Source organism: Marivirga harenae (assembly GCF_030534335.1).
GTDB classification, from domain to species: domain Bacteria; phylum Bacteroidota; class Bacteroidia; order Cytophagales; family Cyclobacteriaceae; genus Marivirga; species Marivirga harenae.
In genome coordinates, this window is record NZ_CP130565.1 from 2,481,456 (window position 1) to 2,503,702 (window position 22,247).

Consider the following 22,247-nt stretch of genomic DNA (forward strand, 5'->3'; position numbering starts at 1 on the left):
CGAAAGTCTCTTGGTTAACTAGTTTTGTAGGATCACTTGTACATTTAGCATTAATTTAACGTCATCACTAACAACTACACCACCTGTCTTGGTAACTGCATTCCATGTCAAACCGAACTCTTTCCTATTGATTTTTCCAGAGATTTCAAAACCTGCTTTTTTCTGACCATATCCATCCAGGATAGAACCTCCAAAGTCAACATCTAAGGTAATATTCTTGGTTTTCCCTTTAATAGTCAAATCGCCTTTTAGTTTATAATCATCCCCTGACCTTGTTAGTTTTCCATCAGCAAATGTGATATGTGGGTAGTTGGCTGCATCAAAAAAATCAGATGATTTTAAGTGGTTATTTCTTTCTTCAACATTAGTATTTACGCTGGCTGTTTCTATTTGAAATTCAGCTGAAGCATCATCAAAATCTCCATTTTCTGTTTCTAGATGCCCTGAAAATCTATTAAACTGACCACTCACAGTTGAAATAACCAAGTATTTGACGTTGAATTGCACTTCACTGTGTATGGGGTCAATAATCCATTTGGTTTTCATAAGTAGGTCGTAAATTATGTTTTATATTAATATATATGTATAAACATTAAACGTAGGTACATGTAAATAGTTATTGGCTACATAAAATAATTTGTGATCTTAGTTTTAATATTATCATTGGTTAAGAATACAATTATTAACTTGCGCCTTCTAGAAAGAATTGTCGATCTATGATGGACAATGAGAAATTACAATTGAAGGTAATGATGGAAGCTAGAATAGTCGACTTGAAGGCTTCAATTAAAGATTTGAAGGAAGTAAGGAAATCGTAAGGTCTTGAATTGTATTGGAAGATTGAGTAGCCAGGATTACATCAATGATAAAGCAATTAGTGAATCTGAAATTACTAAAGCCGAGAGTAAGCAAAATTTTTTAAGTCGTTGGCTATCACTTTATGCTTTTCTAGAAATTGGAAATGGTTTAGATACGGAAACGAAATTGATATTGATCGATTACTATTAATGCCATCCAGTTCAAAGTATATCAAATGTGCTAATATGTAATATTATAAATGAAGGTAGCAGTTATAAAGTATAATGCAGGCAATATCAAATCCGTGATGTTGGCTTTAAAAAGGTTGGGGATAGAAGGGAATTTAACAGATAATCCTGAAGAAATATTGAATGCAGATCGAGTGATTTTTCCAGGGCAAGGAGAAGCAATATCTGCTATGAAGTATCTAAAGGAAAGAGATCTGGATAAGGTGATTAAATCTATAGAAAAGCCGTTTCTTGGCATTTGTTTAGGGCTACAGCTTTTATGCAGTCATTCTGAGGAAGGTAATACGGAATGTTTGGGAATTTTCGATGGGAAAGTGAAGAAGTTTCCGAATGATTTGAAAGTACCCCATATGGGCTGGAATGTAGGGAGTTTGTCGGATGATGTTATATTTAAAAACATAAAATCCCCTGCTTATTACTATTTCGTGCATTCTTATTATGCAGAAATTTGCGAGCAAACTATTTCTCAAACTGACTATATGTTGCCGTTTAGCAATGTGCTGAAAAAGAATAATTTCTATGCCATACAGCCCCATCCCGAAAAGAGTGCTGAATCAGGAGAACAGTTTTTAAGAAATTTTTTATTTGAATTATAAAGAAATGCAAATAATACCTGCTATTGATATTATAGGTGGAAAATGTGTTCGCCTTACTAAAGGTGACTACAACCAAAAAACGGAATATAATGATAATCCTCTCGCTGTGGCCAAGGAATTTGAAGCTGCTGGCATTCAGAGATTACATTTGGTCGATCTGGATGGTGCAAAAGCAAAAAAGGTGGTGAATTTAGATGTGCTTCAGTCTATTGCTGAAGGTACTAATTTAACCATTGACTTTGGTGGCGGTGTACAAAGCACGGACGATTTAAAAGCGGTGTTTGAAGCTGGTGCTAGCCAAATTACAGGAGGGAGTATAGCTATCAAGAATGAAGCCTTGTTTACAGAATGGATTGATGAATTTGGTGCTGAGAAGATTATCTTAGGTGCAGACGTGAAAGACGAGCATATCGCAATTCATGGTTGGCAGGAGAGTTCAGAGAAACATATTTTCGATTTCTTGGAGCACTATTTAGCAAAAGGTCTGAAATATGTGATTTGTACTGATGTTTCTAAAGATGGAGCTTTACAGGGTACTTCCAATCTACTGTATCAAAATATTCTTGATAGATTTCCGAATATAAAATTGATCGCCAGTGGTGGGGTGAGTCAACTAGAGGATTTACAAATCTTGGAAGAAATGAATGTGTATGGTGCTATCGTTGGAAAAGCTATTTACGAACAGAGGATAAACCTAAAAGACTTAAAGCAGTTTCAGTAAAATGTTAACGAAAAGAATAATTCCTTGTCTAGATATAAAGGACGGACGTACAGTTAAAGGTGTGAATTTTGTTGAATTGCGAGATGCTGGTGACCCCGTTGAATTGGCCAAAATTTATGCAGAAGAAGGTGCTGATGAGCTAGTATTTTTAGATATTACCGCAACTAATGAAAAGCGTAAAACATTGGTGGAACTGGTAGAGAAAGTAGCTGAGGCTATCAATATCCCTTTTACAGTAGGAGGGGGCATCAGCACGGTAGAAGATGTTTCCGTATTGTTGGCAGCTGGTGCAGATAAAGTATCGATCAATTCTGCTGCAGTGCGGGATCCCGAAATTATCAAAAAAATGGCTGATGAATTCGGCTCGCAGTGTATAGTAGTGGCGGTTGATTCTAGAAGAGTTGGTGATAAAAATATTGTACACACGCACGGTGGATCTAAACCAACCGGACTTGAAACTGAAGCTTGGATACAAAAGGCTGTGGAATTGGGAGCAGGCGAAATATTGTTAACGTCTATGGATCATGATGGGACAAAAGCAGGTTTTGCTGATGAGCTTTTAGCTAAAGTTTCAACTTTGGTGAATGTGCCCGTTATTGCGTCAGGAGGGGCAGGTAATATGCAGCATTTTTATGATACCTTTACAGCTGGGAAGTCTGACGCTGCATTAGCAGCTAGTATTTTTCATTTTAAGGAAATTGGAATCCCAGATTTAAAAACATATTTAAAAAACAAAAATATACCTACAAGAATCTAAAGTTTAGATTTTAAAAAATTGAGAATTATGCAAACACCCGATTTTTCAAAAGGTGAAAATGGTTTATTGCCTGCAGTCATTCAAGACAATGTAACAGGGAAAGTACTAATGCTGGGATACATGAACGCAGAAGCACTTGAGAAAACACAATCAACTGGAAAAGTGACCTTTTTTAGCAGATCAAAACAAAGACTTTGGACAAAGGGAGAGTCTTCTTCCAATTTTCTACATTTGGTAGACATATCTTTGGATTGCGACCAAGATAGCTTTCTAATTAAGGTGAATCCTGATGGACCTACTTGCCATACTGGTGCAGATACCTGCTGGGGTGAAAAAAATGAAGGCATAGGATTTATTAAGCAGTTAGAAGCGGTTATTGAAGAACGAAAAAATGGAGATAGTGAAAAATCCTATGTGAAAAGTTTATTCGAAAAGGGAATTAACAAAATTGCACAAAAAGTAGGAGAGGAAGCTGTAGAAGTAGTAATTGAAGCTAAAGATGATAACGAGGAGTTGTTTTTAAATGAGTCAGCTGATTTGTTATTCCATTATTTAATTCTATTACAAGCCAAAGGATATAAGATACAAGATGTGGTCAAAATATTGGAAGGTAGGCATCGTTAGGTAAAAAAAGTAGAGCTTTATGAAATTCAACTCCTTATATTATTTAGTTGCTATTTTTTCATTTTCACTTATTTCTTGTGAAGAAGATAAGCTTTCTAGTGATGATTGTGAATCTGAAAATTTGATTTGTACTGAAGAATTCAGAACTATTACTCTTGAGATTAAAGATGGAAATGGGAATCCCGTAGTCTTGGATGATTTTTATACATTTGAAGACTCCCGAAATAAATTTGAATTTGATAAAAATGATTTTCAGGTTGAAAATGGCATTTATCCTGTCATCTCAGATGCAGAATTAGAAGAACTGGATAAAGTAGGCACTGTCTTAATTTTCGTTGGAGAAATAGATGGAAGAAATGTAGTGGAACATCAAATGGTGATAGGTCATGACTGCTGTCATGTGATTTTGATTGAGGGTGAGACTGAAATTCAAATTGAAGAATAATGAAGAATTTGTTTATATTATTTTGTTTCATATCAATGGCAGCTACTTGTCAAGACCAAAATAAATCGAATAAGGATAATCCTTGTGATCCTGATGTAATATGCACTATGGAATTTAGGGTCATAAAATTGCAAATCCAAGATCAACATGGTAATCCTGTTCAATTAGATAGTTATTACACTGAATTTAAAGACTTTAATGTCACCATAGATCAAGAATTAACCCAGCTGGAGGAAGGTTTTTATCCTGTGGCTACTGATGGCGAAATGGATAGTGTTTCTTTTGAGGGCAAGACGGTCATTTTTGTAGGAGTTAAAAATGGCGAAAAAGTAGTTACTCAGGAAATGCTTATTGGCAAGGATTGTTGTCATATTCTATTGGTAGAAGGGGTAGAGAAAGTTACAATCACACTTTAATCATAAAATTTAGCCATTTCTTCTAACCCCTTTCTTCCAAGTTTAGGGACATAAGTCTCCTCAGCAGGATACCCAACAGGTAACAATAAGTAGGGTCTTTCATTTTTAGGTCTTTCCAGAATTTCCGATAAAAAATTCATAGGACTGGGCGTATGAGTTAGCGTAGCCAAGCCAGCTTGGTGTATAGCAGAAATTAAGAAGCCACAAGCAATTCCAACTGACTCGTTTACATAGTAATTAGTTTTTTTCTGTCCTTCTTCTTCATCGTAAATCTTTTTAAAAACCACAATAATGTACGGTACAGTTTCTAAAAAGGGCTTTTCCCAGTCTGTGCCGATTGGTTCTAAATCTTTTAACCATTGATCGCTCATTCGGCTGTCATAACTTTCTTTTTCTTCTGCTTCGGCAGCAATCCTTATTTTCTTTTTTAATGCTGGATTAGATATAATACAAAATGTCCAAGGTTGTTTATGAGCACCAGAAGGCGCAGTTGATGCAGTTTTGACTATGTTTTCAATTACTACTCTCGGGATCTTTTTGTCAGAAAACTCTCGAACCGATCTTCTTTTATCCATTGATAAGTAGAAATCATCACTTCTTTTTTGAAGTATTTCGATATTGGGATTCTGATGTTTTAAGAGGATGTGAGGGTGTCCCTTTATAAGTTTTTCATTCATAATGGCATTTCCTTTAAAGCTCTTTCCAAATCTTCAGGAGAGTCAATTCCAATTGTTTCTATAGGGGTAATTGCGGTTTTAATTCTATAGCCATTTTCAATCCATCTTAACTGTTCTAAAGATTCAGCTAATTCTAAAGGAGTAGGAGAAAGGGTTACTAATTTTGCCAGAATATCAACCCTGTAGGCATAGATTCCAATGTGTTTATAATGTTGATGACTTTTCATCCAATCTTCGGTAGGGATATTTCTCATATGAGGTATAGAAGAGCGAGAAAAATATAAGGCTAACCCACTATCTGCTTTTAATGCTTTTATTACATTAGGGTTTTTAAGATCTTCAAGATCATCAATATTCTTTATTAAGGTAGCAATCTCTGTTTTTCTGTTTAAAATACTAGCTAAAAGCTCAATTTGCTGAGGATCTATGAATGGTTCGTCACCTTGGATATTGATCGCAAAATCATAGTTACCACTAACTAGTTTTAAAGCTTCATGGCATCTTTCGGTTCCATTTTTATGGTCGGGGCTAGTCATATAAACTTCATGACCTAACTTTTCAACATGGTCGAAAATACGTTTGTCATCAGTAGCAACAATTACCTTTTTCAGTGCCTTACTTTTCTTGCACTGTTCTACCACTCGTTGAATCATGGTTTTACCCGCAATATCAACTAATGGTTTTCCGGGAAATCTGGTTGAGGCATATCTTGCTGGGATGATTCCTATTATGTCCATATTTTCTTAGTTTTCCGCTTTTTTTACTTTTAAACTCGTACCACTTTCATCAACCACTACTATTTTTTCACCTTGTTCCAAATACTCACCTCTGGTATGTGCGTCATACAGTTCTCCTTCGATTTCTACTTTTCCGCTTGGTCTGAGAACCGAGAATACTGAACCGGTTTTACCGGCCATTCCAGCTTCTATAAAGCGAGATGAATAACCGTCCGTTTTGGATTGAACCCCTTGTAAGGCTACTCTTTTAAAAAAATTACTATTTGTTAGACGGACTCCACCAATAAACATTAAAATTATACTACCAAACAGGCCAGTTAAGGTCGTCAGTAAAGCCCGAGTTATGTTTTCACTTGGTACAAATTCAAAATCAAACATTTCATTATTTAACATCATGAAAACTAAAGAACCCAAAGTCAATATCAAGCCTAAAATCCCAAATACTCCAAAACCTGGAATGACAAATACTTCGATAGCTATTAAAACCAATCCTATGACGAAGGCTAAGATTTCCCAGTTTTCTGCCAACCCATTTAGGTAATAGGGTATCAAATACAGAACTAAAGCTATAATAGAAGCCATGATTGGAAACCCAACCCCTGGAGTTTGCAATTCGAAGTATATCCCACCAATTATGATTAGAATTAAAATTCCACTAATGAACGGATTGATAAAAAATGAAATAATTGATTCTGTTGTACTTGTTTGGAATCGATAAACTTTGGTATCATCTAAATTCAGATGCGTCAATAATTCTGTGGTATTATTGAATTGACCTTCACAAAAATCGTTTGTGATTGCTTCCGATGTTGAAAATGTTATCACTTCCCCTGCTTTGGTAATGCCTTCAATCTCAATTTTTTCATCAACCATTGCCTCTGCTATTTGTGGATTACGATTCTTGGCTTCTGCTGTTGACCTCATAATGGAACGCATATAAGACTGGTATTTGTCAGGCGCTGCTTCACCCGTTTGATTGACAACAGTTGCAGCACCTATACTTCCTCCAGGAGCCATATAAATACTATCGCAAGCGATTGAAATTAGTGCCCCAGCTGAAGCAGCGTTATTGTCAATAAAAACATAGACAGGAATGTCCAAATTCAATAATGCGGATCGTATTTCATCTGCATCATATAAAGCACCACCATAAGTATTCATTTCGATGATGATATGAGAGGATTTTCTATCCTTAGCTTCTTGGAGGGCAATATCAACATAGCGTTTAGTCCTGGCATCAATCTGATCTTTGATTTCCATGATGAATACTTCAGACTTGGTAGATAGCGTATCAGCAAAAACTGGAAATTGAATAATAGAGAGTAGGAATAAAATTAAGGCTGTTTTTTTCATGTATTACAAATATTCATTCAATTTAAGAGATTAGTATTTAAGCAACAATAATAAGTCCTGACATTTTTAAAATTTTCTACGAAGCTGTTCTTTTAGGAGATCTTTTTAATAAACGGACACTTTTATAATTCATAAAAGAAAATCACGTTTTCTTTTATGATTTGAGAATTAAAACCCAAATTTATTTTACTTATCATTACATAATAACCATTTTTGTACAGCAATTGGATACCGTAAAAGCATGAAGATAGAAATTTCATTAATCAGTTTATTTTTCTTATTAATTACATCGCTTGGAGTTAACGCTTCTGCAGTTGATTCAGTCGGAATAGAAGTCATTGATGGCAAAAAATATATAATTCATAAATTAGAACCTAAAGAGACGCTTTACTCTTTAGGGAAACGCTATCATGTTTCCGTTGCGGACATTCAAGAGGTGAATCCACAAGAAAAGAATGGGTATAAAATTGATCAAATCGGTCGTGAATTACTGATTCCATATCGAGAAGAACAGTTCAATTCTTCGTCTGGAATAACTACCCAAAAGCAAGAAGCAAAACAACATATTGTAAATGCAGGCGAAACTATATATTCAATTTCGAAGCAATATGACGTCAGTCAAGAAGATATTATGAAATGGAATAATTTAGAATCTACTACATTAGAAATCGGACAAAAATTGTGGGTCAGTAATCCTGGCAATTTCCCTTCGGAAGATACTAAACAAGGGATTGAAATTGATCAAAAAGATAAACTTGTACACGTGGTTGATTTAGGTGAAACTATTTACAGTATTTCCAAACAATATGGCGTTACACAGAGTGAAATTATTGAGTTAAATAATTTGAAAGACAATAATATAGCAGTTGGGCAAAAACTAATTGTAAAGGCTAAAGCTCAAGAGAAAAAAGAGGAGCCTGCTAATCAATATCAAACGCCAAGTGTACAGACTTTCCATAATGCAAAGAAAGGGGAGACTTATAAAAAGTTGGCTGAAATGTATGGTTTGCAAGAATCGAAACTTAGAAAGTGGAATAAATTCAAAGATCCATTTGTTGGAGGAGAGGTAATTAAAATTGTACCCCCTGCAGTTGAAAAAGAAAAATCAGCTGACTTGGCCAATGAAAAAAGTACGATAGATTCCACTGATCGGTCTAGATTACATACAGTTCAGTCAGGTGAAACATTGTACAGCCTATCTGAAAAGTATGGTGTTGAAGTTGAAGACTTGAGGAAATGGAATAGTTTGAACAACTACCAATTGAGCCTTGGACAAAAAATTTATATTCAAAATCCGGATGCACTGATGGCTGATGTAGAAATAGAAGACGCCAAAAAAGACGAGAAGCCAGATTTTGATACTACTAAGCCAAAAGTATCCAACCCTCAAAAACAAGATACAAAAGCTTATTTTACGGTGGAAGATGATGACATGCCGAAAGTGGATAAAATTATTGAAAAGGGCGTTGCTGAGGTAATTGAGGGATCTGAGGGTACAGAAAAGTATCTGGCACTTCATAGAACAGCTAAAATTGGTACCATCATGCAGGTGCGAAATGATTTAAACGATCAAATTGTTTTTGTAAGGGTTTTAGGGAAGCTGCCGAACACTGGCGTAGATGAGAAAGTTGTAATCAGGATTTCCAAAAAGGCGTTCGAGAAGCTGGGCGGTGTTGATTACAAATTTCCTGTTGAAATTAGTTATCTGCCCCTGAAGGATTAAGCATGAAGCAAATTGAGGAGGTGAGATCCTTATTGGATGAAAAGTATGACTTGTATAATCGACCAGACTTTATTGCCGAAGACCCAGTCAGTATTCCACATTTATTTACGAAAAAGCAGGATATAGAAATTTCTGCTTTTTTTGCTTCAATTTTAGCATGGGGACAAAGAAAAACCATCATCAATAAATGCAAAGAGCTGATGACCATGATGGGGAACAGTCCACATGAATTTATAATGCATCATTCTGAAAATGATTTAAAAGATCTGATGCATTTTAAGCATAGGACTTTCAATGATATTGATACCCTTTATTTTATTCATTTCTTTAAAGCATTCTATCAAAAACATGATAGTTTAGAGGAGGCTTTCCTGTTGGGCAGATCAACTGAGAACGAATTCATAAAAGAAAGCCTGATTGCTTTTCACCATTTCTTTTTTGCTTCCGAAATAGCTCCTCAAAGGACCCGTAAACACATTGCCACTCCAGAAAGGAAATCAGCCTGCAAAAGAATCAATATGTACTTGAGATGGATGGTCAGACAAGATGATAGGGGAGTAGATTTCGGTATTTGGAACAATATTAAGACTGCCGATTTAATTTGCCCGTGCGATTTACATGTCGATAGGGTAGCTCGGAAATTAGGTTTAATCCAAAGAAAACAAACCGATTGGCAAACAGCGGAAGAATTAACAGCAGGCTTACGGAAAATGGATTCCAATGATCCGGTTAAATATGATTTCGCATTATTTGGCTTGGGGGTTATGGAAGGATTTGGGAAATAATTTCGAATTACAAATTTTGGAATTAGGAATTTAGTATCACAACAACTACTTTACTGGTATTAGCGTCTCGCTAGTACCATTCACTGGATGACACTTTCGGTGTACAATTATATTTAATCACTCTTCCCAACAGATTCCACTCTACTTTTAACCTCCTGCTTAGCCGTAATAGTCTTCAATTCATCTCCTTTTTTCAACTTCTGTCCCATGATGCTTTTACCGTTGAGGCTGGTGTAGGAATAGCCTTTTTTAAAAACCATTTCAGGATTTATCAATTCCAAAGTTTTTTCGTAAATCTCGAGTTTTTGTCGACTATTTTGAAAGTTTTTACGAACACCGTATTGCAGTTTTTGTTCGTGTCGAGCCAACTGATTTTCAGCCTTATTGAAATGCTTTCTTAATGCATATCTCAAAGAATGTCTTCGGTCATTGAGTTTATGTTGCTCTAAATCTACTTTTTGATTGAGATAAGCCAATATATTTTGAGTGGCAAAATTTATCTTTTCCTCATAAATTCTCATTCCCCTAATCAAAAATTCAGCTACTGCAGTTGGAGTTTTTAATTTAGAGTGTGCTACCAAATCACAAATCGTTTCATCTCGCTCGTGACCAATTCCAGTAAAGACAGGCAGTGGAAATTGTGCAATATGGGCAGCTAATTCATAGTCATCAAAACAATCTAAATCAACCTGAGCACCACCTCCTCTGATCAGAATGACGGCATCAAAATCCTCTATTTGTTGATGGATTTGATGTAAAGCGCTAATGATCGTTTGAGCTGCCTTATCTCCTTGCATGGTAGCTACGAAAAGTTGACTTCGCAATTGGTAACCATAGTCATTATTTCCGATTTGATTCATGAAGTCTCCGTAACCTGCAGCTGATTCAGCACTGATTATTGCTATTCTTTGAGGAACTATAGGTAGGGCATGGCTTTTATTCATCTCAAAAACACCATCTTCTTTGAGTCGTGCTATAATCTCCTGCTTTTTCCTGGCTCTTTCACCCAAGGTGAAATTAGGATCTATATCCTTTACATTTAGGCTTAAACCATATACTTCATGAAACTGTATTTGAACATTGGCCAATACCGTCATACCAGCTTTTAGACTTTCCCCTGTAATAGATTGAAACCAAGCACTGATGCTACGGTAGCTGTATGACCAAATGGTAGCTCTACTTTTGGATAATAGTTGATTGCTTTCTTCATCTTTCTCTACAAATTCCAAATAGCAATGACCATTTCTAGCCTCCCGTAGTTCGCCAATTTCAGCTACTACCCAATAGGAGGGCTCCAACTGGGTGTTGAGGGTATCCTTAATTAATAAATTGAGATCAGTTAGAGAAATGTGCTGCATTATTATTGCACGTTTTGGATATTTCTAACAACATCTTTGATAATGAAAAATAGTACTACTGCAAAGCTGATTATAGAAAACCAAAACATGAATCGCTTATTCGCAAAAGGAACCACTTCGTCATTTTCCTTATTTGCAAATAACCAATCGTAAAACTTTTCTATTGTTTTGCGCATTATAATTCTTTTAAAAATTCCAAGAAGCCGGCATTCTTACCTTTAGGTCTTACAATCATTAGGGGAATGTCATTGTCTAGTTGAATTAGTCTTTCTGCAATACTTCCTAAAAAGAATGCAGTGGTGGCAGTACGTCCTTTTGCACCAACTATGATAGCATTCGCATTAATCTGGTGTGCTTTATCTATCATGTCGGTAGTCACATCTTCATTGGTATCCTGAGAGTAGACTGCCTTAAGTTTAATACCTTTTGTATCAATTGAACTTATGAATTTTTTATAGTTCTTTACTGCATTTTTCTTCATTACTTCTGTGAATTCTTCGAAAGTTTTGCCAGTGTAATGATAACCTGTTGGTACAGTAAAGACATTTTGAACTGTAATTTCTGTAGACCCATCGATTAGTTGGGCTATATTAAGTGCTTCTTCCAAAGCTAATTTAGAATGCTCTGAAAAGTCACTTGGAACTAAGATTTTATCCATTTTTGGTGTAGTGCCTTCAGGAATAATCAAAAGGCTACAGGCTGCTCTTCTAGCCAGCCTTTGGGCAAGCGAACCACTTTCTGCAGCTTTTTCTCTTCTACCCATTACAATCAAATCAATATCTTTCTCTTTGGTGAATTTTAGAATACTGTCTGCAATTTTACCTGTTTGAACATGGAAATGAAAATTGGCTTTATGTTCTCCAGTAGAGAATTTTTCGAAATTTTTCTCCATTTCACTTTTTCTTTCCTTAATAGCATTTTCCACCATATCGGGAAATTCCTTCAACACCTCTTTAGGCACATAAAGGTTCTTAATTACATTTACAAAATAAACATCTTCCACTGCTGAAGCTTTTGCCAAAAAGTCTGCAAACTCCACCATGGTTTTGTCTAAATCACTTAAATCTAATCCTATAATTACTTTTTTAATTGGATACATAAAGCTTTATTCTGAATTCGGGTACAAAGGTACAAACACTTAATTTTAAACTAATTATAAAGACTGAAAAAATTAATCTGATTCTTGTTTTTGATCATCTTCAAATGGTTTCATAGCATCTTCGTCATAAAATTTTTGCAGCTTTCGTTTTAGTTTGAAATAACGGACTATCCCATAGATAATCATTATTAAACTTATTCCAAAGGATAAATATGCCAGCCACTGTACAGTTTGCAGACTTTCCATTTTTAGAAATGCAATCCCTCCCAAAATTAAGTATAAGCTCGTGCGAATGTAAGCAAACAATGTGCGCTCATTGGCCAGGGTAGTTCTTTCTAAGGCTAAAAAGTCTCTTAAGATAATCTTTTCCTTGTTTTGATAGTCAGGAACGATCTTAGGTATTTTTAATTTCTTCATCATGTTAAAAAAAATCTGCAATTGAATTTCTCGACTCCTGTTATGGATATATCACTAATTATTTTACTTATTTTTATGAAATATGTTTGATTTTATTAGTATTACCTAAATAATAAAGAATTAAGAGCCATGACTTTTCACTTAAAATTATCAGCAGTATCTTTTTTAATTTTGATCGTATCATTTCATGCGCACCTTGCAACTGCACAGTTTGGAGTGGGTAGCGTGCTGAAAAAGCAAGCTGAAAAATTAGTTAAAGATAAATTGAAAGAAAAAACTGACGAAAAACGTGAGAGTTATGATACCCTTTCCTTTAACTACGCAATTGCTTTCCTGGATAAAACGGAGTCTTTTGAAAATCAACAAAAGGGAGAAGGTTTAGTGAAAACGGCTAATTTTCTGTTAAGAGATGGTGAACCACAATCAGATCTGGAGGCAGCTCGTGACATCTATGATTTCGGGAGATTAAATTATAAAATGGGGAACCAGTTTTTGGCGGAAACAAATTTACAATTAGCAAAACTTAAGTATGAACAAATCTCCGCTACTGATGAACCTAATTATCTTAAAGTTATTGGTCTTTTAGGGTTGATATACGGTGAAATGGGAAGATTTACCAAAGCGGAGGAATTTACGCAAATCGCATTAGATGGATGGGAAGAAATGCAGGGGAATGAAAGTGTTGGCTACTTAGCTGAATTAAATAATTATGCGGTCCTTCAAATTAACTTGGGAAATTATCTTAAAGCCGAGCAGATAATTAGTCAGCTAGGTAAACTGCTTAATTCAGAAAACGAAAATGAAAAGCTTCCTTATGCGATTTACATAAACAATGCAGCCATTTTGAATCAGTACATGGGAAGAGCAGACCAAGCCTTGAACTTGATGAAGAAATGCACTAAAATAGCCAAAGAAAGTTTAACAGACAATAATAGCACCTACTTGCAATTTTTAACTAATAAAGCTATCCTGGAGCAAGAAAATGGAGATTTAGCAACAGCAGAAAATACATTTCAAGAGGTTTTGGATTTGCAAGAAAGCAGATTGAAGTTAAACGCTAAAAATGATCCCGACTATGCTCACATGAAATCTAATATTGCTGCGCTATATGTTCAAAAAGGAGAATACGAAAAAGCCGAGGAAGCTTTAAAATTGGCTTTAGATATTTATGAAAATGAATTTGGTTCCGAACATTTGACCACGGCAGGCACGCAAGCAGACTTAGGGAACTTGTACCGTTTTTTAGGAGCACTTGATAAAGCAGAACCTTTATTGCAGGCAGCACTCTATACACGTGAAAGAAAGTTGTCAAATAATCATCCGAAGGTAGTGAAAAGCCAGGAGGATATGGCTTTGTGGTTTTGGAGCAGTAATCAAATTGAATCTGCAAAAAGCTACTTCAAAAGAGTGATGGAGACAAGTGAAGAGTTTGTAGAAGATTATTTCCCTGCTTTGAGTGAAGCCGAAAAAACCAAATACTGGGAACAAATGAAGCCTCGATTTTTCCGCTTTTATAACTTCGCATTAGAAAATCATCAAAAATATCCCGAGCTATTGGAAGATTTTATGCGCTATAGATTGTCAACCAAGGGAATCTTGTTAAGTGCCTCTACATCACTTAGGAATACGATTTTTAATCAGAATGATGAGGAATTAACTTCGCTTTATGAACAATGGCTGGATCAAAAACAACAGTTAGCTAATGCTTATGCTTTAACGGAGGAAGAAATTCAAGAGCAATCTTTTAACGTGGATTCTTTAGAAAATGCTGCTAATCAAACTGAAAAGGAACTATCACTTAAATCAGATGCTTTTTCAAATGCTTATGAGGACAGAAATACTGATTATAGAAATATTTTGAATCAATTGAAGCCTGGAGAGGTGATGGTTGAGATTGTTCAGTACCCAATTTTTGATAAGCAATTGACTGCTAAAAATGCCTATGCTTATGTGATTTTGAAGAAAGGTGCTAGTAAACCAGAAATAGTAATTAATAAGAGTGGAGACTTATTAGAAAATCGATATTACGCCTATTACAATAATGTCATCAATCAGAAAATGAAAGATGATTACTCTTATGATCAATACTGGAAAAGCATGGAAGAGGAAGTAGGAAATTCATCCAGAATATACATTTCTCCAGATGGAATTTATAATCAGGTGAACATGAATACACTACAGCAACCAAACGGTAAATACCTCATTCAAGACCATGATATTAGATACGTAGGCCATCCTAATGATATATTATTTGAAAAATCGGAAAGTCAAGTCGGTCAACAAAAAGCCTATTTAATGGGTGATCCTAATTTTGATAGCCAGTTAATTGCTCAGTTGCCAGGTACAAGAAAGGAAATTGAGGATATTTCAAAATATCTTTCCCCTAAAATGCAAATGCAAAAGTATTTGGATAATGAAGCCAATGAGTCTAATCTCAAGATGGTTCAATCTCCAAAATACTTGCATTTAGCTAGTCATGGCTATTTTTTGGAAGACCAACAGGCTAACGATAATTTGTTTGGAGTTCAATTGCAGTACATCAGACAAAATCCATTGTTACGTTCGGGTTTATTACTGAGTGGAGCAGGATCCTCACAAGGTACGGGAAGTTCCCAGTCTTTCAACCAAAGTGATAATGGCTTTTTCTCAGCTTATGAAGCCATTAATCTCAATTTGAATAATACGGAAATGGTAGTCCTTTCCGCTTGCGAAACCGGAAAAGGAGATGTGAAATCAGGTGAGGGCGTTTATGGACTACAAAGAGCTTTCATAGTGGCTGGAGCCCAATCCTTAGTGATGAGTTTATGGAAGGTGGATGACACTGCCACTCAGAAATTGATGTCGGGATTTTACAGAGAAAATGTTAAAGGAAAAGCCATCCCAGATGCATTTCGTTCTGCCCAGTTAGCCATGTTGAATGAATACAAACATCCTTATTACTGGGGAGCATTTATTATGTTTAGTAGGTGATTATAATTGTTCAAACGATAAATGAGCACGTCATTCCGGTATTTCTACTCTCATGACGAAGGAATTGAGACTAAAATTATCCTGAATCTTCTGGAATTGGATCGGTAATATATAGCAATCCATTTATTCCAAAAAAAATCTGCCTAAAACAGGAATTTTCAGCATCTTTGTTTTTGATAAAAAATACTTTTAAAGATTAAATGCTGAAATTTTTCCAATTCCTTTATACTATTTGGGCGTTGCTCATCTTCCATGTTTTTATGATCATCCTTTTTCCGGTGTTTTTGATTCCACCCATGATCCATAAGAAAGGAATACATTTAAGTTTCAAGGCAATTCGCTTATGGTCATTACTTTTTAGTACTTTCAACCGAATCATCTATAAAATAAAGGGGACTGAAAATTTCAATAAAAAAGAAAACTACGTGGTGATTTCAAATCATACTTCCTTTTTAGATACTCCCGCCATTGCACAAGCTATTGATGCTCCTTTCAAAGCTTTGGCTAAAAAAGAATTGACCAAAATCCCGATTTTTGGATTTTTGATCAAAATGATAACTGAGGTTGTGGATCGATCAAATCCGTCAAGCAGACAGAAAAGTAAAGATCGATTAAATGAGGTTTTGGAAAACGAATCTTCCATACTGGTTTTTCCTGAAGGCACCATGAACCGAACGGATCAACCTCTGCAGCGATTTTATGACGGTGCTTTTCGAATTGCCATAGATGCGCAAGCTCCAATTTTACCCATAGTCATAAAAGATGCAGCCAAATTGATGAAGCCAAGTAGCTTTTTAATGAAGCCCGGTAAAGTACATGTTCAAATCTTGCCCCCTATATCAACAGCAGGACTGACTCAAAAGGAGCTCCCGAAATTGAAAGATGAGGTGATGGAGAAGATGAAGATGGAGTTAGAAAAAAAGTAAGTTCTGTTGAAGTTTTGCTTCAGTGTTTAATTTGATAATGCTACTATCTAGTATTGATAAAAAATTCCTTAATATCTTCCTTATTGCCACTATCAAGATAAAATTGTAATTTGCTAAAAACTTATTTGCCAGACTATGAAGACTTTTATCAAATTACTCGCTTTCATTTTTATTTTGTCAAGCCCTCTTAAATCTTGGGCTCAATCGGACTGTAATCCTTATCTATTATTGGATGAAGGGCGGAAGTGGACAACCTCCAATTATAATGCAAAAGATAAATATCAAGGTAAACAAAGTTATGAAGTACTCTCTGTTAGCGAAGATGCAGGAACGCTTACAGCAAATGTCATGCTCACTTCTTATGATAGAAAAGATAAATTGGTCTTGGAGAAAGAGGTAGAATTTACTTGCAAGGACGGAGTAGTTGAGATGGATATGTCAAAATATGTTCCAGAAGAAACTATGGAAAGCTTCAAAAATATGGATGTTGAAATGGAGTTTGACGCCATTACCATTCCTGAAAACTTGGAAGTTGGGCAGTACTTGGAAGATGGAGGAGTTACAATGACTATAGCAGGACCTATGCAAATGAAAATGGAGATTAAAATTCAAGATAGAAAAGTAATGTCTAAAGAGGAGATTGAAGTGCCGGCTGGCACCTATGATACTTACAAAATCAATTCGATTGTTAAATTTGATGCTATGATTACCCGTGAGACTAAAAATATAGAGTGGATAGCTAAAAATGTGGGGGTGGTAAGGACTGAGCAGTACGATAAGAACGGAAAACTAAATAGCTACTCTGTTTTGACAGAGATTAATTGATTTTGGTTTCAGAATATAGGAACGGTTAGGTTTCCACCTTATAAAATATCAGGTTTATTTAGTTTTTTCTATATTGACAATTTAAATCTTGACAGGTCTAAGAAGAGCTGTCACTAATTGTATTTACATACTTTATTCTTCTAGATAATTCTATACCATTATGAAAATCAAATTTTTCTGCACATTATTATTGTCAATTCTCATTAACTACCTCAGCTTTGCTCAATACCCTGAAATTCTTAGCTTAGAAGAGCAGGCCAGAGTGGAGGATGAGATTTTAAAAGAACGTTTTGAGGCATTATTACCTGAAATAATGGAGCGAACAGACATCGACATGTGGGTCATTATTTCAAGCGAATATAATGAGGATCCTGTCATCAAAACGATGTTGCCGTCAACTTGGATGGCCGCTAGAAGAACCACCATGTTGGTGATTTATCAGCCGGAAAAAGGAGCCGAATTGCAAACTCATGCAGTTGCCCGTTACGATGTGGGCGAGATATTTAAAAGGGCTTGGAATCCTGATACGCAACCTGACCAATGGAAAAGACTTGCAGAGCTCATTAAAGAAAAAAATCCGGAAAAAATAGGGGTAAATATGTCCAATGATTTTTCTCATGCTGATGGATTGGTGAAGTCGGAATATGATTTACTAATGAATGCATTATCAAAACCGCAACAGAAAAAGGTGATTTCAGCAGAGAAATTAGCTGTTGGTTGGTTAGAAACGAGAACAGAGAGAGAAAGAGTAATTTATGAGCACTTATGCAATATTGCCCATAAAATCATAGCGAAAGGATTTTCGTTGGAAGCCATCACTCCCGGAGTGAGCACAACAGATGATTTAGTATGGTGGTATAGACAACAGATTAATAGGCTTGGATTGAAAACTTGGTTTCATCCTACAGTAGATGTACAAAGAGCTGACCCGGAAAATTTTGATCATTTGAGAAGCTTTAGCAAAAGACCTGACCAGCAAATTATTCAGCCTGGAGATTTACTACATGTGGATTTTGGTATTACCTATCTGAGATTGAATACGGATACCCAACAACATGCTTATGTTTTGAAACCTGGAGAGCAGAGAATCCCCAATTATCTGGTTAAAGCATTTGAAGAAGGTAAAAAAGTGCAAGATCATTTAACCAATCAATTCAAAACAGGCAGAACAGGAAATGAAATGCTTTTGTCTGCACTGGAAGAAGCAAAGGAAGCTGGATTGAAACCCACTATTTATACGCACCCCATTGGCTATCATGGTCATGCAGCAGGTCCTACTATTGGTATGTGGGACTCACAAGGAGGAGTTTCTGGAAGCGGTGATTATCCTTTATATCCCAATACTACTTATTCTATTGAACTCAATGCGGCAGTTTTTATTCAAGAGTGGAATAAAGAAATCCGAATTATGCTGGAAGAAGAAGCCTTTTTCGATGGCGAAAAAATCTATTATATCGATGGAAGGCAAGAGGAAATTTATGCTATTCCGCGATGATATTCATTCCCAAAACCCTAGCTCAAGCGTTTCGCTTGGGCTAACTTCATAAATGTATTTTAACATATTCATTAAAATCTATCAGAATCCATGCATTTGAATTTTGAATTTTTATATGGACTACTTGCTATAATTTTTATTCTCGTGGGAATTGCAATACAAAAGTATCTCAAGAAAACCGGCTTAGATGATATGAAGAGAATCTTAGGAACTACTGTCTACTGGATTAAACTACAATCCTATTTTTTAATTTTGATGGGGAGTATAGCATTGATATCTTTTATTGTTGCATTATTTCTTTCTTTGTAGCAAAATAGCCCTCTAGCTGATGGGCTTTTGAGTTCCCTCCAACTAGCTCAAGCGACTCGCTTGAGCTTTTTTACCCTTTTCCTAGACTAACCTGATCCTCACCTTTTTCTTTTTCAATCTGCTGTTGTCTAAAGCTTTCACTACATTTTTAGCTTTATCAGCATTTACAGCCACAAAAGCGCAATCCAATTTTAATTCAATTACGCCTATGTCTTCTTTTTGAAGCTTACCTTCTTTCATAAACAAACCCGCAATATCTCCTTTCGAAATTTTATCTTTTCTGCCTCCTGAAATGAATAAGGTTTGAAACTTTACTTCAACATCTACTTCTTGTTCAATTTCTTGAATAGTAGTATATTCGGTATCGATAAAATTAGGAAGTTTTTCTTCTGCTCCTTCCAAAACATAGGCTACTCCTGATTGATGCATTCGAGCAGTTCTACCATTCCTATGGGTAAATTCCTCTTCTTTAATAGGTAAATGATAGTGAATAATAAACTTGATTTCAGGAATATCCAATCCTCTAGCCGCCAAATCGGTAGCTAACAATAGCTTATAACTTCCATTTCGGAATTTAATTAAAGCTCTTTCACGATCTTTCTGTTCCAATCCTCCATAAAAACTACCATGAGGAATATTTAGCTTAGCTAAATATTCACTTACTCTTTCAATGCTATCTTTAAAGTTGCAAAATATAATTCCGGGTTGCTCACCTAATTGCTGTACTAAAAGTCCTAAGGTTTCAAGTTTATCTTTATCTGGTGATTTTATAACTTTTATAGACAGTTTATTACTCTTTTCATCAAGATAATTGAGATAAAATGGATCACGCAAACCTAAAAACTCGGGTATTCTTTTGGGTTCAGTAGCAGAGGTCAAAATCTTTTTTCTCAGCTGTGGAAGTTCCCAAATAATGGCTTTCATTTCTCCTTCGAAACCAATTTCCAATGATTTATCAAATTCGTCTAGTACTAAAGTCTGTATACTTTTTACCGCAAAACTTTCTCTCTTGATGTGATCAGCTATCCTACCGGGGGTTCCGATTAGAATGGCAGGAGGGTGCTGTAAATCGATTTTATCTTTGACCCCAGCTCTTCCTCCATAAATCGCATTTGCTTTAAAACCGCTACCTAATTCTCTAGTAACTTGTTCAATTTGTAAAGCTAATTCTCGAGATGGTACTATAATAAGTACCTGAATTTCTCTGCATTCTGGGTCTAATGATTCTATAATCGGAAGTAAAAATGCTAGAGTTTTACCACTTCCGGTTGGAGACAGCAAGATTGTATCCTCAGAGGTTTTAAGCACTTGCTGTGCTTCTTTTTGCATAGGATTTAATCCTTTTATACCCAGTTTTGCCAGCATTTCGGCCTGTGATTTAACTTTTTGAACCATGCTGCAAAGCTAAGGAAATTAAGTTTGAATTAGATAGTATTATTAAACCTCAATGTAGAAGTGAATCATGATTAAAATTGAATAACTTTACATTTCATTTTTTACTACCCCTGTTTATGTCTTTTGCATCCTTTGATTTGCCTATTTCTCTTTCTAATTCTTTAGTAAAACAGAACATTAAAACTCCATTTCCTATTCAGAAGGAAGTTATTCCAATAGCATTAAAGGGGCAAGATGTTTTAGGTATTGCTAAAACAGGATCTGGAAAAACCTTAGCCTATATTTTACCCATTCTTACCAAGCTTAACCTTTTTCCGGAAGGGAGAAATCGTCAGCCTCAAGTTTTAATCTTGGTACCTACTCGTGAATTGGCACAACAAGTTTTAGAGGTTTTTAAACTTTTTGTTGATGTAAATAGAAACAATAGTAAAACTTTGGCTGTATTTGGTGGCACTTCTATCAATCCGCAAATGCAGGCGATGGGAGAGGTTAAAATATTAATTGCTACGCCAGGTAGGTTACTGGATTTGGTGTCTTCTAATGCTCTAAAATTAAGCGCTTTAGAACTTTTGGTGGTGGACGAAGCAGATAAACTATTGAGCACTAATTTTAAAGTTGAGCTTGATAAGATTTTGAAACTCATTCCCGGTACAGCTCAAAAATTATTATTTTCAGCTACTTTAAGCCCTGATGTTCAGAAACTTAATCAACTATATCTCAATAAACCTGCTATTGTACATCTACAGCAGAGGGAAGAAAAAATTCAGTTGATTGACCAGTCAGCCTATGCAGTTGACGACTATCAAAAAGGACCATTTCTTCGGTATTTAGTAAAGTCGAAAGATCTGACACAGGTAATGGTGTTCACTTCTTCTATAAATACAGCAGACAAAGTTGCCGATAAATTGAGAAAAAACGGAGTTGTTGCTGTGGCAGTTCATAGCAAGAAAAGCCAGCGTGCACGTAATCAATCTTTGCAAGATTTTAAGGGAGGAAAAATCAATGTATTGGTAACTACTGACCTTTTATCTAGGGGTATCGATATTGAATTTTTACCTTTTGTAATTAACTATGAATTACCTCGATCACCTAAGGATTTTGTTCACAGAGTAGGAAGGACTGGTAGGGCAGAGCATTCAGGAATAGCTATTTCACTTATTTCACCTGAAGAACAGTCTCACTTTGAGGTAATACAAAAGAAAATGAAGAACAAAATTGAGTTAAAAGACATATCCGATATTGATTTGCACGGTTATTAACCTAATATCCGGATCTAAAGGTTTAAATATGATTATTCAATATATTCCCTATCTTTAATTTATGAAAAACCAACAAAGTGATATAGTAAGGATTCATAGTGATACGGAAATCAACATTAATTTACTTCAAGATGAATTGAACAAAATAGGGATTCCCTCAATGGTTAAAAATGATTTTCAATCAGCTACGTTGGCTGGTTTTGGATCGTCTTCAAATGCGGTGGATTTGTATGTTAACGCCAATGATTTTGATAAGGCCTCAGAAGTGATACAAGATTTAAACAAAGGTAGTTAAGTTGCGTTCAATAAAGTTT

At 35.5% G+C, this 22,247-nt stretch carries 23 protein-coding genes; 14 read left to right on the forward strand and 9 right to left on the reverse strand.

Annotation, left to right across the window (positions count from 1 at the left end; translation table 11 throughout):
* Positions 1 to 18 precede the first annotated feature (18 nt).
* Positions 19 to 546: a YceI family protein gene (locus tag Q3Y49_RS10680; protein ID WP_303268141.1), complete on the reverse strand. Its 528-nt coding sequence runs from the start codon at positions 544 to 546 to the stop codon at positions 19 to 21.
* A 511-nt stretch (positions 547 to 1,057) separates the two neighbouring features.
* Here Q3Y49_RS10680 and hisH point away from each other — a divergent pair.
* The 6 genes from hisH to Q3Y49_RS10710 are packed head-to-tail and all read left to right on the forward strand — an operon-like array spanning position 1,058 to position 4,605.
* A complete protein-coding gene (gene hisH, locus Q3Y49_RS10685) occupies positions 1,058 to 1,642 on the forward strand; it encodes an imidazole glycerol phosphate synthase subunit HisH (RefSeq protein WP_303268142.1) in 585 nt (194 codons plus the stop codon).
* 4 nt (positions 1,643 to 1,646) lie between these two features.
* Positions 1,647 to 2,363 carry a 1-(5-phosphoribosyl)-5-[(5-phosphoribosylamino)methylideneamino]imidazole-4-carboxamide isomerase gene (gene hisA / locus Q3Y49_RS10690; protein ID WP_303268143.1) on the forward strand — a complete coding sequence of 239 codons (717 nt, stop codon included), beginning with the start codon at positions 1,647 to 1,649 and terminating at the stop codon, positions 2,361 to 2,363.
* Position 2,364: 1 nt separating this feature from the next.
* On the forward strand, positions 2,365 to 3,120 hold the full coding sequence (gene hisF / locus Q3Y49_RS10695) for an imidazole glycerol phosphate synthase subunit HisF (RefSeq protein ID WP_303268144.1): 756 nt from the start codon (positions 2,365 to 2,367) through the stop codon (positions 3,118 to 3,120).
* 27 nt (positions 3,121 to 3,147) lie between these two features.
* The gene (gene hisIE, locus Q3Y49_RS10700) at positions 3,148 to 3,744 is read left to right on the forward strand and encodes a bifunctional phosphoribosyl-AMP cyclohydrolase/phosphoribosyl-ATP diphosphatase HisIE (protein WP_303268145.1); all 597 of its coding nucleotides are present in this window, start codon (positions 3,148 to 3,150) and stop codon (positions 3,742 to 3,744) included.
* A 19-nt stretch (positions 3,745 to 3,763) separates the two neighbouring features.
* Complete coding sequence (locus tag Q3Y49_RS10705) at positions 3,764 to 4,189, forward strand: hypothetical protein (protein WP_303268146.1); 426 nt, start codon at positions 3,764 to 3,766, stop codon at positions 4,187 to 4,189.
* Complete coding sequence (locus Q3Y49_RS10710; RefSeq protein WP_303268147.1) at positions 4,189 to 4,605, forward strand: hypothetical protein; 417 nt, start codon at positions 4,189 to 4,191, stop codon at positions 4,603 to 4,605. The genes Q3Y49_RS10705 and Q3Y49_RS10710 overlap by 1 nt, the downstream gene beginning before the upstream one ends.
* On the opposite strand, the gene Q3Y49_RS10715 is transcribed toward Q3Y49_RS10710, so the two are convergent.
* From Q3Y49_RS10715 to Q3Y49_RS10725, 3 genes are read right to left on the reverse strand one after another with little or no spacing between them, the layout of a single operon-like run.
* On the reverse strand, positions 4,602 to 5,282 hold the full coding sequence (locus Q3Y49_RS10715) for a nitroreductase family protein (protein WP_303268148.1): 681 nt from the start codon (positions 5,280 to 5,282) through the stop codon (positions 4,602 to 4,604). The two genes, Q3Y49_RS10710 and Q3Y49_RS10715, sit on opposite strands and share 4 nt — an antisense overlap.
* Positions 5,279 to 6,019 carry a 3-deoxy-manno-octulosonate cytidylyltransferase gene (gene kdsB, locus Q3Y49_RS10720; RefSeq protein ID WP_303268149.1) on the reverse strand — a complete coding sequence of 247 codons (741 nt, stop codon included), beginning with the start codon at positions 6,017 to 6,019 and terminating at the stop codon, positions 5,279 to 5,281. The genes Q3Y49_RS10715 and kdsB overlap by 4 nt, the downstream gene beginning before the upstream one ends.
* 6 nt (positions 6,020 to 6,025) lie before the next feature.
* On the reverse strand, positions 6,026 to 7,372 hold the full coding sequence (locus Q3Y49_RS10725; protein ID WP_303268150.1) for an NfeD family protein: 1,347 nt from the start codon (positions 7,370 to 7,372) through the stop codon (positions 6,026 to 6,028).
* Between the two features lie 241 nt (positions 7,373 to 7,613).
* Between Q3Y49_RS10725 and Q3Y49_RS10730 the strand changes: the two genes are divergently transcribed.
* Both Q3Y49_RS10730 and Q3Y49_RS10735 read left to right on the forward strand, forming a co-directional pair.
* The gene (locus Q3Y49_RS10730; protein ID WP_303268151.1) at positions 7,614 to 9,095 is read left to right on the forward strand and encodes a muramidase family protein; all 1,482 of its coding nucleotides are present in this window, start codon (positions 7,614 to 7,616) and stop codon (positions 9,093 to 9,095) included.
* 2 nt (positions 9,096 to 9,097) lie between these two features.
* Positions 9,098 to 9,880: a TIGR02757 family protein gene (locus tag Q3Y49_RS10735; RefSeq protein ID WP_303268152.1), complete on the forward strand. Its 783-nt coding sequence runs from the start codon at positions 9,098 to 9,100 to the stop codon at positions 9,878 to 9,880.
* Positions 9,881 to 9,993: 113 nt separating this feature from the next.
* Here the strand turns inward: Q3Y49_RS10735 and xseA are convergent, their stop codons facing one another.
* The 4 genes from xseA to Q3Y49_RS10755 all read right to left on the reverse strand — a co-directional run bounded on the left by xseA (position 9,994) and on the right by Q3Y49_RS10755 (position 12,757).
* Positions 9,994 to 11,238, reverse strand: coding sequence for an exodeoxyribonuclease VII large subunit (xseA, locus tag Q3Y49_RS10740; protein ID WP_303268153.1), 1,245 nt, complete (start codon positions 11,236 to 11,238; stop codon positions 9,994 to 9,996).
* Between the two features lie 2 nt (positions 11,239 to 11,240).
* Positions 11,241 to 11,414 (reverse strand): hypothetical protein, encoded by a 174-nt coding sequence (locus tag Q3Y49_RS10745; RefSeq protein WP_303268154.1) that lies wholly within the window; start codon positions 11,412 to 11,414, stop codon positions 11,241 to 11,243.
* On the reverse strand, positions 11,414 to 12,337 hold the full coding sequence (locus tag Q3Y49_RS10750; protein ID WP_303268155.1) for a universal stress protein: 924 nt from the start codon (positions 12,335 to 12,337) through the stop codon (positions 11,414 to 11,416). Before Q3Y49_RS10750 ends, Q3Y49_RS10745 begins: the two co-directional genes overlap by 1 nt.
* A 72-nt stretch (positions 12,338 to 12,409) precedes the next feature.
* Positions 12,410 to 12,757, reverse strand: a complete 348-nt coding sequence (locus Q3Y49_RS10755; protein WP_303268156.1) for a DUF202 domain-containing protein — start codon at positions 12,755 to 12,757, stop codon at positions 12,410 to 12,412.
* A gap of 126 nt (positions 12,758 to 12,883) precedes the next feature.
* Between Q3Y49_RS10755 and Q3Y49_RS10760 the strand changes: the two genes are divergently transcribed.
* From Q3Y49_RS10760 to Q3Y49_RS10775, 4 genes are all read left to right on the forward strand, one after another.
* Positions 12,884 to 15,724: a CHAT domain-containing protein gene (locus Q3Y49_RS10760; RefSeq protein WP_303268157.1), complete on the forward strand. Its 2,841-nt coding sequence runs from the start codon at positions 12,884 to 12,886 to the stop codon at positions 15,722 to 15,724.
* Between the two features lie 200 nt (positions 15,725 to 15,924).
* Positions 15,925 to 16,650: a lysophospholipid acyltransferase family protein gene (locus Q3Y49_RS10765; RefSeq protein ID WP_303268158.1), complete on the forward strand. Its 726-nt coding sequence runs from the start codon at positions 15,925 to 15,927 to the stop codon at positions 16,648 to 16,650.
* 135 nt (positions 16,651 to 16,785) lie between these two features.
* Entirely contained in the window at positions 16,786 to 17,475 is a 690-nt protein-coding gene (locus tag Q3Y49_RS10770; protein ID WP_303268159.1) for a TapB family protein, read from the forward strand.
* Positions 17,476 to 17,635: 160 nt separating this feature from the next.
* A complete protein-coding gene (locus tag Q3Y49_RS10775; protein ID WP_303268160.1) occupies positions 17,636 to 18,970 on the forward strand; it encodes a M24 family metallopeptidase in 1,335 nt (444 codons plus the stop codon).
* A gap of 390 nt (positions 18,971 to 19,360) precedes the next feature.
* Here the strand turns inward: Q3Y49_RS10775 and Q3Y49_RS10780 are convergent, their stop codons facing one another.
* The gene (locus Q3Y49_RS10780; RefSeq protein WP_303268161.1) at positions 19,361 to 20,674 is read right to left on the reverse strand and encodes a DEAD/DEAH box helicase; all 1,314 of its coding nucleotides are present in this window, start codon (positions 20,672 to 20,674) and stop codon (positions 19,361 to 19,363) included.
* A 116-nt stretch (positions 20,675 to 20,790) separates the two neighbouring features.
* Here Q3Y49_RS10780 and Q3Y49_RS10785 point away from each other — a divergent pair, with 116 nt between their 5' ends.
* Together Q3Y49_RS10785 and Q3Y49_RS10790 are read left to right on the forward strand one after the other, a co-directional pair.
* Complete coding sequence (locus Q3Y49_RS10785; protein WP_303268162.1) at positions 20,791 to 21,933, forward strand: DEAD/DEAH box helicase; 1,143 nt, start codon at positions 20,791 to 20,793, stop codon at positions 21,931 to 21,933.
* Between the two features lie 61 nt (positions 21,934 to 21,994).
* Positions 21,995 to 22,228, forward strand: coding sequence for a putative signal transducing protein (locus tag Q3Y49_RS10790; protein ID WP_303268163.1), 234 nt, complete (start codon positions 21,995 to 21,997; stop codon positions 22,226 to 22,228).
* Positions 22,229 to 22,247 lie beyond the last annotated feature (19 nt).